General features: G+C 60.1%; 10 protein-coding genes. 5 read left to right on the forward strand and 5 right to left on the reverse strand.

All coding sequences use genetic code 11. The features are described from left to right. Positions 1-62 precede the first annotated feature (62 nt). Together LVE68_RS07455 and LVE68_RS07460 are read left to right on the forward strand one after the other, a co-directional pair. Positions 63-776, forward strand: coding sequence for an outer membrane beta-barrel protein (locus LVE68_RS07455; protein ID WP_233006395.1), 714 nt, complete (start codon positions 63-65; stop codon positions 774-776). Positions 777-849: 73 nt separating this feature from the next. Beyond that, a complete protein-coding gene (locus tag LVE68_RS07460; protein WP_439651227.1) occupies positions 850-1,317 on the forward strand; it encodes an REP-associated tyrosine transposase in 468 nt (155 codons plus the stop codon). Between the two features lie 83 nt (positions 1,318-1,400). On the opposite strand, the gene LVE68_RS07465 is transcribed toward LVE68_RS07460, so the two are convergent. The 3 genes from LVE68_RS07465 to LVE68_RS07475 form a co-directional block, all read right to left on the reverse strand. Further along, positions 1,401-1,940 (reverse strand): hypothetical protein, encoded by a 540-nt coding sequence (locus LVE68_RS07465; RefSeq protein ID WP_233006397.1) that lies wholly within the window; start codon positions 1,938-1,940, stop codon positions 1,401-1,403. Between the two features lie 68 nt (positions 1,941-2,008). Then, positions 2,009-3,958: a phytase gene (locus LVE68_RS07470; RefSeq protein ID WP_233006398.1), complete on the reverse strand. Its 1,950-nt coding sequence runs from the start codon at positions 3,956-3,958 to the stop codon at positions 2,009-2,011. Between the two features lie 378 nt (positions 3,959-4,336). Continuing rightward, positions 4,337-6,946 carry a TonB-dependent receptor gene (locus LVE68_RS07475; RefSeq protein ID WP_233006399.1) on the reverse strand — a complete coding sequence of 870 codons (2,610 nt, stop codon included), beginning with the start codon at positions 6,944-6,946 and terminating at the stop codon, positions 4,337-4,339. A 228-nt stretch (positions 6,947-7,174) separates the two neighbouring features. Between LVE68_RS07475 and LVE68_RS07480 the strand changes: the two genes are divergently transcribed. Beyond that, on the forward strand, positions 7,175-9,103 hold the full coding sequence (locus LVE68_RS07480) for a PhoX family protein (RefSeq protein WP_233006400.1): 1,929 nt from the start codon (positions 7,175-7,177) through the stop codon (positions 9,101-9,103). A 40-nt stretch (positions 9,104-9,143) separates the two neighbouring features. On the opposite strand, the gene LVE68_RS07485 is transcribed toward LVE68_RS07480, so the two are convergent. Beyond that, complete coding sequence (locus tag LVE68_RS07485) at positions 9,144-9,752, reverse strand: MarC family protein (RefSeq protein WP_233006401.1); 609 nt, start codon at positions 9,750-9,752, stop codon at positions 9,144-9,146. A gap of 142 nt (positions 9,753-9,894) precedes the next feature. Between LVE68_RS07485 and aceK the strand changes: the two genes are divergently transcribed. Both aceK and LVE68_RS07495 read left to right on the forward strand, forming a co-directional pair. After that, complete coding sequence (aceK, locus tag LVE68_RS07490; RefSeq protein ID WP_233006402.1) at positions 9,895-11,649, forward strand: bifunctional isocitrate dehydrogenase kinase/phosphatase; 1,755 nt, start codon at positions 9,895-9,897, stop codon at positions 11,647-11,649. An 82-nt stretch (positions 11,650-11,731) separates the two neighbouring features. Continuing rightward, positions 11,732-12,220, forward strand: a complete 489-nt coding sequence (locus LVE68_RS07495; RefSeq protein ID WP_233006403.1) for a hypothetical protein — start codon at positions 11,732-11,734, stop codon at positions 12,218-12,220. Here the strand turns inward: LVE68_RS07495 and ppk1 are convergent. Continuing rightward, complete coding sequence (ppk1, locus tag LVE68_RS07500; RefSeq protein ID WP_233006404.1) at positions 12,182-14,272, reverse strand: polyphosphate kinase 1; 2,091 nt, start codon at positions 14,270-14,272, stop codon at positions 12,182-12,184. The two genes, LVE68_RS07495 and ppk1, sit on opposite strands and share 39 nt — an antisense overlap. Between the last annotated feature and the right edge of the window lie 212 nt (positions 14,273-14,484).

Raw genomic sequence — 14,484 nt, forward strand, 5'->3', positions numbered from 1 at the left:
AAACAATCCGCGTAGGGTTGGGGGAAGATAGACCCCGATATCAACCGAATGCAGGTATTGCCATGCCCAGGCCCCATGTTCTGCTCGCGGTACTCACCTCCCTTACCCTTGCCCTGCCCGCCAGTGCAGACTTTTATTCCCACCGTTATGTCGGCGTCAGTGTCGGCGACGCCGGCCAGGGTAATTTCTGCCCACAGGCGTCGGACCGGGTGCAACGTTTCAGCTTCAACGGCGAACCGGCCCGGCTGCTCAATTGCGGCGAGGGCGGCGAGACCTGGAAGCTGTACACCGGCTGGCGCTGGAGCCCCTACTTCGCGGTGGAAGCCAGCCTGCAGCAACTGGCCAGCAGCGACCTGGACTTCGAATTCCGCAATGCGCGCGGCGAGTTCCTGCGCCTCGAGGATGAGCTCGAGACCTACCTGGTCAACGCCTACGCCGTGGGGCACTGGCCGCTATACCGCGGCCTGAGCCTGTTTGCCAAGGTCGGCGGCGGCGCCTGGAATATGGAACTGTCCGAGCGCCAGGCGGGTGAATTCCTGTTCCGGTTCCAGCAGGAAGACGGCACTATCACCGAAGAGCTGGTACCGGTAAACGGCAGCAGTGGTGCAACCGATAACGGCTTCCACTACGGCTACGGCGCCGGCATCAGCTACCGCCACCACAACAACTGGACCCTGCGGGCCGAGTGGGAGACCTTCAGCGATATCGGCAGCGGCGAGCTGCGCGGCGAGTTCGACGTGGAGACCGCATCGCTGGGGTGGAGTATGCATTTTTAGGCCATAACAATCGCTAAAACCCAGCCACTCCGTAGGAGCGGCCGCTGGCCGCGACTCAGGCACGCATATGGATATGCCAATAGCTCACTCACGAAAAGGACATCGTTCACTACGCCGGGGCCGGGTTTCCATGCCCGGGCAGGTATACCTAGTAACCACCTGCACTCACCAGCGCCTACCAATATTCAAAGATTTCACATTGGCACGGCAGGCCTGCACATCTTTTCAGGACCCTTCATTACTGGGCGATGCCAGGATGCTCGCCTGGGTATTGATGCCCGATCATGTGCACTGGCTGATACAGCTTGGAAATTCCTTTGACTTGAGTGAACTTATCAAGCGTCTCAAATCTTCCAGTGCATACCAGGTTAACCAGTGTCTGCATCAAGAAGCGATTTGGGAGCGCGCCTTCCATGACCGCGCACTACGAAAAGAAGAAGGGGTTATCGAAGCGGCACGGTATGTGATTGCCAATCCTTTGCGCGCGGGGCTCGTACAAAACGTCGGGGAATATCCGTTCTGGAATTCTGCCTGGTTATAACCCGGGAATTGTCGCGGCCAGCGGCCGCTCCTACATGATCGTGTTAAGTGCCATAGGAGCGGCCGCTGGCCGCGATTGTTATCCTACCACTTCATCATCGGCAATGGCCGCAGCGGATGCCGGGGTAGCCAGCGCAGGGCGCGCCTGCCCAGGCTTTTGTGGAAACCCGCATTGGGGAAAGCGCGACGCACCTCTTCCACCAGACCGGCGTCCAGCCCGAAACGGACCAGGCCGCAGGAAAAATCCACCAGGTCACCACGGCGGAACAGTTCCACCAGCGGTGCGTACTCGCCGCGATACCGGCGCAGTTTGTGGTGCTCGCTGATCATCAGGCGCACCTCGTCGCACCAGCCTTCCCGACCGTTGTGCTTCAGGTATTGCATCGCCGGGGTAATAGAGGGCGGGAGATAGTCGACGGTATCATCGACCCAGATACCGATATCGTGAAAGGCGCCGGCAATCACCAGCTTCTGCCGCTCTTCCTCGCTGCATTCACGCAGTGCAAAGCAGAAATGCAGCATGCGGTAGACGTGATTACGGTAGCCCGGGTATTCCGGGCCAATACATTCCCGCCAGTCAGCCAGTATCTCTTCCAGCAGCGGGATCTTCTCTTCGATTTCCATAGGTGATCACCGGGTTATCCATCACAGCCCACCCCGCGACCAACACATCACAGGGCCGACAGGAGAAGTTACTGCAGTTGCAGCTGTTCCTCAATATCCGCCCAGGACACCAGCTTGAAATTCTGCGGCCCCGCGGGCATGCGCTTGCGCCCGTCCTGCACCACCAGCAGGCCACCCGGGTAGTCGTCGCCCAGGGCCGCACTGGTCACTGCCAGGCCATCGGTTTCCGAGCTCCCGTCGATACCCAGCGCCAGGTTGATATCGACCCGAAAATGGCCGATAAACTCGCTGCCGTCGCGGGTATAGAGGGCGTAGCTGTCATTGCCCTGGCTGGAGACCACCAGGTACCCGCGTTCTCCATCGTGGAAAATATCGATACCCTCCACGTCCGCCACCAGCTGCCGGTCATCGACTTCCACCAGCAATTCCGGTTGCGCATTGCCGGCCAGGAATGCGGCGATATCGAGGCGCCATATACCACGGTCCTCCTCACCGAAGAACAATACGCCACGCTCGTCATCCACGACACAACCCTCCACCTGGCTCTGCACCGGCAGTTTTGCCCGCGGCTGCAACTGCCATTCCAGCGGGTCATCGCCCAGCTCGATCTCCGCCAGGTGCAGGGCGCCATCCTTGTCCGATACCCATACCATGGTGCGCCCGTCGTTGCGGTACATGCACAGGCCATACGGGTCCTGCAATCCCATCTCGCGTAACCCCAGGTGTTCCACATCGCCACTGCGGTGGATACCAAACAGGTTTACGCCCGGCGTGGTTCGGTTCGACGTGGCCGCCAGTGCAGCAAAGCGGCCGCTGTCCACCGGTCGCAGGTCGACGTTGTTTACCCGCCCGACAACGAACTGTTCCTGCAGCCGGCCGGACAGGTTGTATACATTGAGGCCGCGCTTCTTGTCGGTTCCCAGTACCAGGCTCTTGCTGCTGTCCTTCGGGTTGACCCAGATTGCCGGGTCATCGGCGGCATCGCCACCGGATGCCACCGGTACTGTCTGTGCCCTTGCGCCAACGGTAGGGATCTGCGGTGCGGCGGTTGCCGCAGTCGGTGACTCTTCCGCAGGCCCGGGCTCCGGTAGCTGCACCGCATAACGCTGTACAGCATTGCTTTCCTCTTCCAGGGCAAACAGCGCATCGCTCTGCCGTGCGATGGAGACCGGTTCCAGTTCCTGCAACGCGCGGTTATAGATCGCCTCGCCCCGCGGCCCTGACAGTGGAAAGGCTTCCACACGGTCGCCGCTGGCCAGCCACAGCAGGTCCCGGTCGGCGTCCAGCCACAAACCGCCGAACTGCTCGCCCAGGGTATCGCCGGCAATAAATACCGCGCGTTCCTCGTCGCGTTCCGCACTGGCATTCAGGCTCCAGACCCCCAGCGGCGGCTGCGATACCAGCAGCCGCTGGCGCTGGTCGTCCACTACACAGCTGTTGACCTGCTGGCCGAAGTGCAGCGGGCGCAGCTCGGTGAACAACCAGGCCTGGTCGCGCGGGTGAACCACATATTCATGGCCGAGGCCATTTTCATCGATGGTATACAGGTGGGAGCGATTGCCCTGGCGGGAGAAGCACAGCGCTGTCTGCGGTGCCGCAACCTTGAGCATGCCCAGGTATTTCATCCCCGGCTGGCCGCTACTTGGCTCGACTTCAAGTGATCGCAGGTGCACCTGGCCGTCGTCCTCATCGAAGGCCGCGACCAGCCAGCTGCCGTCCGCGCGCGACTGCACGGCAAAGCGCTCGACACTGCCGCCATCGAGGGAAGCGGCCTCGCTGCCGTCTTCCCGCAGCAGGACCAGGCCACGCACCTCGCTCGCCAGCAGCAGGTAATTTTCCCCACCCAGTGCCAACGGGGCGACCTGGCTGGAAACCACACCGGAGAGCTCGAGGGTGCCGGAAGCCTGGAGGGCCTGGGGCGAGCTCTGCACGGATTCTCCGGGTCGCCTATCACAGCCCGCCAGCAACACCACCACAGCGGCAACCGGCGCGATTTTCGACAGAATATTGAGTGCCATCGTCTTCGTTTTTCCGCAAAGTATCTTTAAGAATATGACAAATTTACGCCAGCTTTGTGGCAAAAGAATGACCCGCGGGGCTCTATGCGCCGCGCCGGGATAGTCCCGTGACCACCAGCTGCCCGAGGGGTCCCTGGTCGGGGTAATGACAGGGGCGAGCAAACAAAATGATGAGCGAACTTGCGCCAAAATCCAGGCAAATAAAACTGGCAGGCAAAAACGAATGGGGCCGGCAGGACCTGTCGACAGCTCCTGCCCCGGTCCACGGCTGGCAGGTTACAACCCATCAGCAACAGGAAGCCGGTCCCCAACCCGGGGGCCCGGCTTCTGCTGCTATTCGCTCCCGGCTCTATCCCGCTGCTGTCCCGACTCTAGACTTTAGAAGGTGCTGTAAGTCAGGCCCAGCGCGTAGGTGGGACCATATTCCTCATACTGGCCGTTATAGCCAGAGTTCTCGACAAAGAACGGCTCGTCGGTGAGGTTGACACCGCTGAAGGTCAGTTGGAGCCCGTTACTGAAGCGGTACCTGGCCGACAAATCTACCTGCATGTGGTCGGATTCATACCGGTCTCCCGCGGCATCCTCCAGGTCCACTTCGAGCAGGCGCTCGCCCTTGAACGTGGTGGCCAGGCGCAGGCTCAGTGCATCGCGCTCGTAACCAACGATAAAGTTGCCCACTATATCTGCCTGTGAGGGCAGTGATATCTCGTCGTTGCGCCCGGCACCAGCCCCGGGGCCAAGGCTGGCTTCCGAGTCTGCGAAGGTGGCATTGGCACGCAACAGCAGGCCGTTATCGAAACCGCGGGTCCATGACAGCTCGGCGCCGGTCAGGGTTGCAGTGTCGCCGTTGATCGACTGCAGGACTTCCGCGTCCTCTACCGGCAGACTGCCCACATAGCGGCTGAAGTCCGTAGTGCTGGCCACGTCTGCGGTCACGATAAAGTTATCGATACGCTTGTGGAAAATGCCCGCTGAGAACATGCCCAGGGCATCGGCGTAATACTCCGCAGTGAAGTCCAGGTTCTGCGCTTCATAGGGATCCAGTGCCGGGTTGCCTGCTTCCACCTCCAGCTCGCCTTCATCGTATTCAATGGTTTCCGGTGACGGGTTGAGTGCACCAAACGCGGGTCGCGACAGGGACTCGGTATAGGCGGCGCGCAGAACGATATTATCGTTATAGTCGTACTTGAAGTTCACACTCGGGAACAGCTTGCTGTACTCCTGTGCAAAACTCACCGGGGAAACATAAACGTCTTCGGCAACTTGCTCCGCACCGGGAATGGCTTCACCGGACTCAACCACCTGGTTTCCCGCGGCGGAGAAGTCGGTCGACTCGTAGCGAACGCCGTATACCAACTGGGCACGGTCCATCTCAATGCTGTTCATGACATACAGCGCAGAAATATCCTCGTTCATGGCATAGTCGCGTGCAGAGTCCAGGGCGGTATCGGTTTCATCCACTGCAAAGCTGGACAGGCTGGCGTCGATGAAGTTATTCAGGCCACCCATATTAATCCCGGGACCAAAGCGGCCCAGGCTGTAGTCGACATTGTTCATGGCGAAATCAGCCAGGGTAAAGTCGCCACCAAAATCGTCGTAAACCACGGCATTCAGGTCACCGGTCTTTTCCCGGCGTCGCTCGTGCAAACCGAATTTCAGCTCGGAAGGGTTACCGGCCAGCTGTATTTCGCGGCTGATATCGATGCGGAAGCTGACCTCCTCATCCTCGGTAAAATTGTCCTCGATCACAATCTCGTCGAGCTTGTAATTGGACGCATCCATCGCCGCTTCGACATCACCAGCACCGATGGCCAGGGTGGGTTTTTCCCCGGCACTGGTGTAGCCCAGCTGCAAGCCTTCCTGTACAAAATCTGTATCGCGGCGGTGTGGCTCGGCTTCCTCGGCATGGGAGTAGCCCAGCGCATATTCAACGCCCCATTGACCCAGGTCATGCTCTCCGCCAAAGACCATGGAGAGGATCTGCTGCTCCTCGAAGCGGTCCTTCAACGACTTTTCCAGTGCCGCGTCGTTCCATACCGCAGAGCTGGCTGTGATAGTGGCCGGATTATCATTTTCCTCATCCAGCTTCCAGGAATTACGCTGGCGCTCTTCTTCATCGGAGAAATCGGAATAGAGGGTATGCAGGTAAAGCAGGCTGGTCTCGCCCAGGCTCAGGTCGAAATTGGCGGCCAGGCCGGTACGCTCGCGGGTCACGGTGTAATCGCGCTGCTCAATCTCGGCGGCCCCAAAGCCCTCACTGCCATCCTCCGCGGTAAGCTCCTCCCAGATGCCATCTGTCTCCACATTTTCAGAGCCGAATTTTCGTTCCTGGTGGCTCGCGGCAATCGCTACCCCCAGCTCGCGACCGCCATCCAGCTCGAATACCCTGGTGAGGGTACCGGCAAGCTTCGGGCTGTTCTCCTCCTGCAACGTGCTGTAACTGTTCTCGACACTCAGCTTGAACTGCTGGCCATCCTGGTCCAGGGCATTCAGGCTCTTGATCTCAATGGCACCGCCGATGGAGTCCGCGCTCATATCCGGCGTGAGCGTCTTGAATACTTCCAGGCTGGCAAGCAGGTCGGAGGGGATCACATCCATGGCCACGGCCCGGCTGTCGGTTTCCGGCGCGGGCAGGCTGACCCCATTAATAGTCGCCGCATTCAGGTTCGGGTCGATACCCCGCACACCGACGAAACGCCCCTCCCCCTGGTCGCGGGCGATAAATACACCTGGCATGCGCTGCAGTGCTTCGGTGACGTTGGCGTCTGGCAATTCGCCAATCGCATCGGAAGTCTGCACCGCAACAACTTTGTTGGAGCGGCGCTGGCGCTCGATATCACTGCTGGCGTTGGCCGCCTGGGCAGTCACCTCGATGGTTTCCAGGGCGCCTTCCCCAGCCTGTGCCACTGCATTCACAGAAATAACCGCAGCAGCGATTGCCGTTAGCGGCAGTGTAACGAGTGCGACCCGGGTCGATCGGTTTTTCATAAGGTCCCCATTCCTTTTTATGGCAGGTGTTCGATGGGGCGCAGGTTAGACGTCGGGCGTGACTGTTGGGTGACATTTTGTTGAAAATTGTGGCACCGCAGGCATCACTGATCGTTCACTGAATTGTCACGGGACACTGGCAGACTCCGATGCCCACTAAACTACTATGAGGTTGCAAATCTGTGACAGCGAGCCCTGGTCACTGTCACAGAAAGAGCCGGAGACAAAATGAAAAAGCTGCCGCCAGACCCGTCCCGCCGCACTCTCTTCAAAGCGATAGGTGCCCTCGGTGCAACCGGTGCCACCAGTGGCCTGCTATCAGCGTGCAATCGAAGCCCCGGGCTTGACCGGGCTTCGCTGACTTTTACCGAGGTCCCCCACGGCCTGGATGCCAGCCATCACCTGCCTGAGGGTTATCGCGCCGACGTGCTGCTGCGCTGGGGGGATCCCATCGAGGCGGGGGCCGGTGTATTCGACCCGGAAGGGCTGACCGCGGCAGAGCAGCAGCAACGCTTTGGTTACAACAACGACTTCATTGCCTTTATGCCACTGGCCGAGGACGCCGGCCCGGGGGATGGGGACAGGCACTGCCGCAGCGACAGCAGCAAGCGCGGCCTGTTGTGCGTCAACCACGAATACACCCAGCCGCACCTGATGTTTCCTGGCTACAACGATGAGTACAGCGCCACCCGCGGCGTGAGCGCCGAACATGTGGCCATCGAGCAGGCCGCCTGTGGTCACGCCATCGTGGAGATCGAGAAAACCCCGGCTGGCTGGCAGGCAGTGCTGGACAGCCCCTACAACCGCCGCATCACCCTCGGCACCGAAATGGATATCGTCGGCCCCGCCGCCGGTGACCCGCGCCTGCAGACCGCCGCCGACCCCAGTGGCACCCGGGTGTTCGGCACCGTGGGAAACTGCGCCGGCGGCAAGACCCCCTGGGGCACGGTACTGATTGCCGAAGAGGGCTTCGGTGGCGCTTTCCAGGGAGACCCGGACGCCATTGCCGACCCGGTAGAGGCCCGCAATCACCATGCATTTGGCATTGCCCCGGACAATCGCAACTGGGGTGACCATGACCCGCGCTTTGATATCGGCGTCGAGCCGCATGAGCCCAACCGCTTCGGCTGGATGGTGGAATTTGATCCCTACGACCCGGAATCCCGCCCGCGCAAGCTGACCACACTGGGACGCTTTGAACACGAGGGGTTTACCCTGGCCTGCAAGCCAGGCCAGCCAGTGGTGGCCTATGGTGGTGATGACGACGAGGGCCAGTTCGTCTATCGCTTCGTCTCCGCCGAGGCCTACCGCCCCGGAAACCACCGGGCCAATCGCAACCTGCTTACGGCAGGCACCCTGTTTGCCGGGCAATTCAATGCCGACGGCAGCGGCCGCTGGCTGCCGCTGATCTTTGGCGAGGGTCCACTGACACCGGAAAACGGTTTCCGCAACCAGGCTGACGTCCTTGTAGACGTCCGCCGCGCCGCCAGCCTGCTGGGCGCCACGCCCATGGACCGGCCGGAGGATGTGGAGACCAACCCGGTCAACGACTGCACTTACGTCATGCTGACCAAGAACAAGAGGCGCGGCGCCGACGACACCAACGCCGCCAATCCCCGCCCACGCAATGCCGCCGGCCACGTGCTGGAAATCGTACCGCCGGGCCGGGATGGCGAGCGCGACCACACCAGCGACATTTTCCGCTGGCATACCTTCCTGCTCGGCGGCAACCCCAACGCCGAGGACCCGAACGAGCGCGGCGCCTACGGCCAGCAGGTGACCGGGGCTATATCGCCGCACGGCTGGTTCGCCAACCCGGACAATGTTGCGTTCGACCACGCCGGCAATATGTGGGTTGCCACCGACGGCTGCGAGGACTTCGGCTTCCATGACGGCCTCTGGGCCATGGCCACCGAAGGTGAATTACGCGCCGCTCCGAAACATTTCTTTGGCTGCCCGCAGGGCGCCGAGGTGTGCGGGCCGGAATTCACCCCCGATGGCACCACCCTTTTTATCGCCGTGCAGCATCCCGCCGACGGTGGCCGCTCAAGCTTCGACAACCCCATGCATCGCTGGCCGGACAATGACCCGGCCTTGCCGCCGCGGCCCAGTGTGCTGGCGATCAGCCGGAAAGATGGCGGCGTAGTGGGAAGCTGACAGGTTGGCTGCTGGCTCGTAAATGGATCGCGGTCGGCACTCAGATGGAAAAGAACTGCTGGATTCCCACCAGCACATTGGTGGTGGCAACCGATGCGAGGATCAGCCCCATGACCCGACTGACGATACTGGCGCCAGCATTGCCAATCCAGCGGTGAATCCACTGTGCGGTAAGCAGCAACAGGAGGACGATCCCCAGCACCGCCAGCATTGAAGTGGCGGTGCGCATCTGGTGGATCGGGTCAAAGCGGTAATTGTCGGTCAGTACCACTGCCGCCAGCATGGCCCCGGGCGAGGCGATGGAAGGTACCGCCAGCGGGAATATCGCCGTCTCGTGGCCACTCCTGGCGATCTCGACTTCCTGCTCCGGCTTGCCCTCACCGAAAATCATTGTCAGGGCAAACAGGAACAGCACCACACCGCCGGCCACCTGGAAGGCCGACAGGGGCACGCCGATGGTCTCCAGCAGGTACTGGCCGGCGAGCAGGAAGAACAGCAGGATACCGGTGGCTACCAGCACCGCGATGATCGCGATCTTGCGCTTCTGCCATTCCGCATGCCGCGCCGTCACGGCGATAAACACCGGCAGCGTGCCCACTGGGTCGATTACGGCAAAGAAAAAGACAAAGCTGCTGATCCAATCGTTCAATGGCTGCTCCGGCGCACCGTGCTACTATCGGCTAGGAATCACTTGTAGGAGCGGCCCATGGCCGCGATCCACCCGGGACCGGGAACTGTCGCGGCCATGGGCCGCTCCTACGGCAATGGCCTTGAAATACGAAGTCTAGTGCATGACCAACCACTCCCCGACAGCCCGGCGAATCGCCAAGACCATCCTCAATGGCTTCGACGCCTATTTCGCGGACTTCCAGAATATTACCCTGGGGGCCAAGGCACGTTTTGAGACTGCCGCCTGGCAGGGCGTCCACCACGCCAACAAGGAGCGCATCGACCTCTACAAGACCAAGGTCAACCAGGTGGTAAAGCTGGTGCACTCGGTTACCAGCAAGGACACCACCATGCTGCAGCTGTGGCGCGAGGCCCGCGCCACTTTCGCCCAGCTGATCGCCAACCACAGCAACTATGAAATTGCCGAGACATTCTTCAACTCGGTTTTCTGCAAGCAGTTCGAGCATGCCCATATTCACGACAGTAACCTGTTTGTGAAACCCTCCCGGCCACCGGACGACAAGCCGCTGCGGGACTACAGCATCTATATCAGCTACAGCGGGAAGCACGGCCTCGAGTGCATGATCGAGGACATCCTCAACGACTATGGTTTTTCGATCCCCTGGGAGAACCAAGAGCGGGATATCAAGAATATCTGTGAGGCCCTGCGGGCCAGGCCACTCTCCCACGTGACCGATGAAAAACAGTTGCGCGTGGATATGCTGGAGTCGGTGTTCTACCGCAACAAGGCCGCTTACCTGGTGGGCAGGCTGATGTACGGTGGTGAGGTGATCCCGCTGATACTGCCGTGCCTGAACAATGGCCGCGGCGCCATTTTCGTGGACACGGTGCTCTACAGTAACGATTCCGCCAGCATTATCTTCAGTTTCACCCGCTCCTACTTCATGGTGGACGCCCCCATCCCGTCGCGATTCGTGCGTTTCCTCTCCACCATCATGCCACTCAAGGAGCGCTCGGAGCTGTATAACTCCATCGGCTTCCACAAGCACGGCAAGACCGAGTTCTATCGCCATATCCTGGCCCATATGAAGGTGAGCAATGACAAGTTCATCATTGCCCCGGGGATCAAGGGCATGGTGATGAGCGTATTTACGCTCCCCTCCTACCCGGTAGTATTCAAGGTCATCAAGGACAGGTTCGACCGGCCCAAGACGGTCACCGAGGAAATCGTCAAGGACAAGTACAAGTTCGTATCCCGGTCAGACCGGGTCGGGCGCATGGCGGATACCCAGGAATACACCAATTTCATTTTTTACCGCAACCGCTTCAGCGACGAGCTGCTGGAAGAGCTGCAGGAGCTGGCTCCCTCCAAGCTGCAGATCGACGACAAATGGGTGATCATCAAGCACCTGTATGTGGAGCGGCGCATGGAGCCACTCAACCTCTACCTGCAAGACGCCAGTGATGAGGAGGTACGCGAGGCCATGGAGGAGTACGGCAACGCCATCAAGCAGCTGGCGGCCGCCAATATCTTCCCGGGTGATATGTTGTTGAAAAACTTTGGCGTCACTCGCCACGGCCGGGTGGTGTTCTACGACTACGACGAGCTGTGCCCGCTGACCGAATGCAACTTCCGCAAGATTCCGGAACCCCAGACCGCAGAGCAGGAGTTGTCTGACCAGCCCTGGTATACCGTGGCCGAAGCAGACGTATTCCCGGAGGAATTCCGGCTGTTTTTCTCCGGCAACCCTTTTGCGCGGAAGGCGTTCGAGAGACAGCACAGCGACCTCTACGACTACCGCTACTGGCAGCGCCTGCAGGACCGCATCCGCGACGGCCATATCGAAAGCGCCTTCCCCTACCGCCGCAAATGGCGCTTCAGGCGTCGCTCCGGCAAGAAAGCGAAGGCGCAATAACAGCACCCGGTAGCGGCTATAGTGAAAGGGACAGGGCTCTCCCGGGAGGCGCCCCGCATCTAAACCGTACCAGGAGTTGACTGTGCAGTTTTACGGCGCGGCATTATTGGTTGGCATCATGGCAGTGGCTGGTCCCGGCTGCGGTTACCTGCCCAGCGAGCTGAATGGCGGCAAGAAAAGCGACCGCGGGCATGCGCGGGTGGTGGCCAAGCAGCACACCACCAGCTGTGACGCCCCGGCGCGTGGCTTCCGCAAGGTCAGCTTCTCCCGCCTGTATCGCACCACCGGCGACCGGGATACTCCCTTCGTGGAAACCAGTGAACACCCCGCCCAGTATGACGTTTACGCCTACGTATGGGGCTACGGCAAGTGCGGTGCCTCCGGCGACTGCGCGGCGGGGGATCACTACTGGCTGATCGAGCGCGGCCCCGGCAATGAATTCAGCACCTGGGTGGTCACCCCTCAGTACCCCCGTATCACGATCCAGTCGAAGTGCAGCGACCGGCTGAAAGTGGGCAAGCGTTACCGCTTCTCATTCAGTCGCGGCCACCTGGTCGGCTTCAGTCGATAGCGGCAGCCTGTCCTGGGCTTTCTTCAGGAAGCGATAGACCGAATCCTGCGCCCGGCAGCCACGGGCACCGTGGCCGGCGATTCGGGTGTTGCTCTGGTCGCGGTCGAGTATCCGGGCCTTGCGGTTGTCACGCCACTGCAACTCCATGATCTCCCGCACCGTATCACGATGCTTCTGGTCCCAGATGGGGAAGGTGACCTCTACCCGGTGATCCAGGTTACGGGTCATCAGGTCTGCGGACGACAGCCACACTTCTTCCTCGCCGCCGTTGTGGAACATATACACCCGTGCATGCTCCAGGTATTTGTCCACCAGGCTGATCACCTCGATATTGTCAGACAGGCCCGGCGTCTCGCAGACCAGTGAGCACATGCTGCGCACAATCAGGCGAATGCGCACACCGGCACCACTGGCACGGTAGAGCCGCGCGATGATTTCGCTGTCCACCAGGTTGTTGCACTTGAAAAACAGTTCGGCTCGCTCACCGCGCTCGGCAGCCTGGATTTCCCGGTCAATGGCGTACAGCAACGCCGGCCGGTTGGTATAGGGTGACACGGCAATATGCCGGTACTCGGGACGCTGGTGTGTGTACTGGATGAACTCGAACACGTTGTACACGTCCTGCCCCAGCCTCTGGTCACTGGTCAACAGGCTGAAATCGCAGTAGACGCGCGCGGTGCTCTCATTGAAGTTGCCTGTGCCCAGGTGACTGTAGAATCGTTGCTGGCCGTTTTCCTCCCGCAGGATCGAGATCAGCTTGCAGTGCACTTTCAGCCCTGGCACCCCGTATATCACCTCGACACCGGCATCACGCAGTTCGTTGGACCAGTGAATATTGGCCAGTTCATCGAAACGTGCCTGCAGCTCCACCACCGCCACGACGCGCTTGTTATTGCGCACCGCATTGATCAGTGCGGCCACCACACGGGAATTGCTGGCCACCCGATAGAGGTTGATGCGAATCTCCCTTACCTGGGGGTCGATGGCCGCGGAAATCAGCAGGTTGCTGATCGCCCGGAAGTCGTGGTACGGATAGTAGAGCAACTGGTCACGGACATTCAGCAGCCCGAAGACACTCTCCTTTTCCGGCAGGGTCTCGAGTGGTTGCAGCGGCTTGTAGCGATGCCGGGCAGATTCCGCCGGGAATTTCATGAAATCCTTGGAATTATGGTAGCGCCCGCCCGGGGTATAGCTGTCAAAGCTGCCCATCCGCAGCTTTTTCTTCACCAGGTTGAATACCACTTCCGGCATGGCCGCATCGTAAGCCATCCGTACCGGGTCCGCCTGCTTGCGTTTTTTCAGGGACTTGGCCACACGCGCGACGATATTCTGCGTGATTTCCTCACTCAGCTCGAGTTCCGCATCGCGACTGATCTTGAACATGAAGGCTTCCGCACGCTCGATGGGCAGTACATAGCGGAAAACATCCACCAGGCAGGCACGGATGATATTATCGAGGACGATATAAACCTTTTCGTGATGTCCTTCCCGCGGCGGGATCACCACAAACCGTGGCAGTGTATCAGTAGGGATCTCCAGGGCCGCGAAACGCTCACTACCATCTTTCAGCTTTAAGTAAATAGCGAAGTAAATACTCGCCTCATTCAGCAGCGGCATATTTTCCCGGTCATCGATAAAGAAGGGCTCCAGCTCCGGCAGCACCTCGCTGTGAAAATACTCCTCCACGAACGTGCGCTGTTTGTCTGTCAGCTGGTTCTCGCTGACCAGGTGGATATTATGCTGTCCCAGGTCCGAGAGCACCTTGGTATAGGCAGCGTATGAGCGCCTTTGCAGGCGCAGTACCCTCTCATTGATACTGGCCAGCAGCTCGGAAAAATACTGCTTCTTTTTTGCGCTCTTGGCAAAAGTCGCTACCCGCCGCACATCGGCAACCCGCACACGATAGAATTCGTCCAGGTTACTGGAGAAAATACCCAGGAAGCGCACCCGCTCGATAATGGGTACGCGCTCGTCCTCCACCTCCTGCAGGACGCGCTCATTGAAGGAGAGCCAGCTTAGCTCTTTGGGATATACCGGTGTATTGTTAACCATGTACCACTTGCTAGATTCTTTTGGGCGACTGAGATGATACGGCCCGGCGGATGCGGTGGATGCAATGAATGGATGCGGCGGATGCAAAGGCCCCCCGCTACCCTGTAGCTCTATCCACATTGCCCCGCTCGCGTATCTGCGCCAGTATTTTACGTACAGCGATTATTCTGCCCGGCTCCACTGGCAATGCTCGCAGGTGACGGCGGGCCCGG

The organism is Microbulbifer sp. YPW16 (genome assembly GCF_021290385.1).
GTDB classification, from domain to species: domain Bacteria; phylum Pseudomonadota; class Gammaproteobacteria; order Pseudomonadales; family Cellvibrionaceae; genus Microbulbifer; species Microbulbifer zhoushanensis.

Coding starts and splice junctions, on each gene's coding strand:
- LVE68_RS07455 (WP_233006395.1), top strand. CDS start 63: ATGCCCAGGCCCCATGTTCTGCTCGCGGTACTCACCTCCCTTACCCTT.
- LVE68_RS07460 (WP_439651227.1), top strand. CDS start 850: ATGCCAATAGCTCACTCACGAAAAGGACATCGTTCACTACGCCGGGGC.
- LVE68_RS07465 (WP_233006397.1), bottom strand. CDS start 1,940: ATGGAAATCGAAGAGAAGATCCCGCTGCTGGAAGAGATACTGGCTGAC.
- LVE68_RS07470 (WP_233006398.1), bottom strand. CDS start 3,958: ATGGCACTCAATATTCTGTCGAAAATCGCGCCGGTTGCCGCTGTGGTG.
- LVE68_RS07475 (WP_233006399.1), bottom strand. CDS start 6,946: ATGAAAAACCGATCGACCCGGGTCGCACTCGTTACACTGCCGCTAACG.
- LVE68_RS07480 (WP_233006400.1), top strand. CDS start 7,175: ATGAAAAAGCTGCCGCCAGACCCGTCCCGCCGCACTCTCTTCAAAGCG.
- aceK (WP_233006402.1), top strand. CDS start 9,895: ATGACCAACCACTCCCCGACAGCCCGGCGAATCGCCAAGACCATCCTC.
- ppk1 (WP_233006404.1), bottom strand. CDS start 14,272: ATGGTTAACAATACACCGGTATATCCCAAAGAGCTAAGCTGGCTCTCC.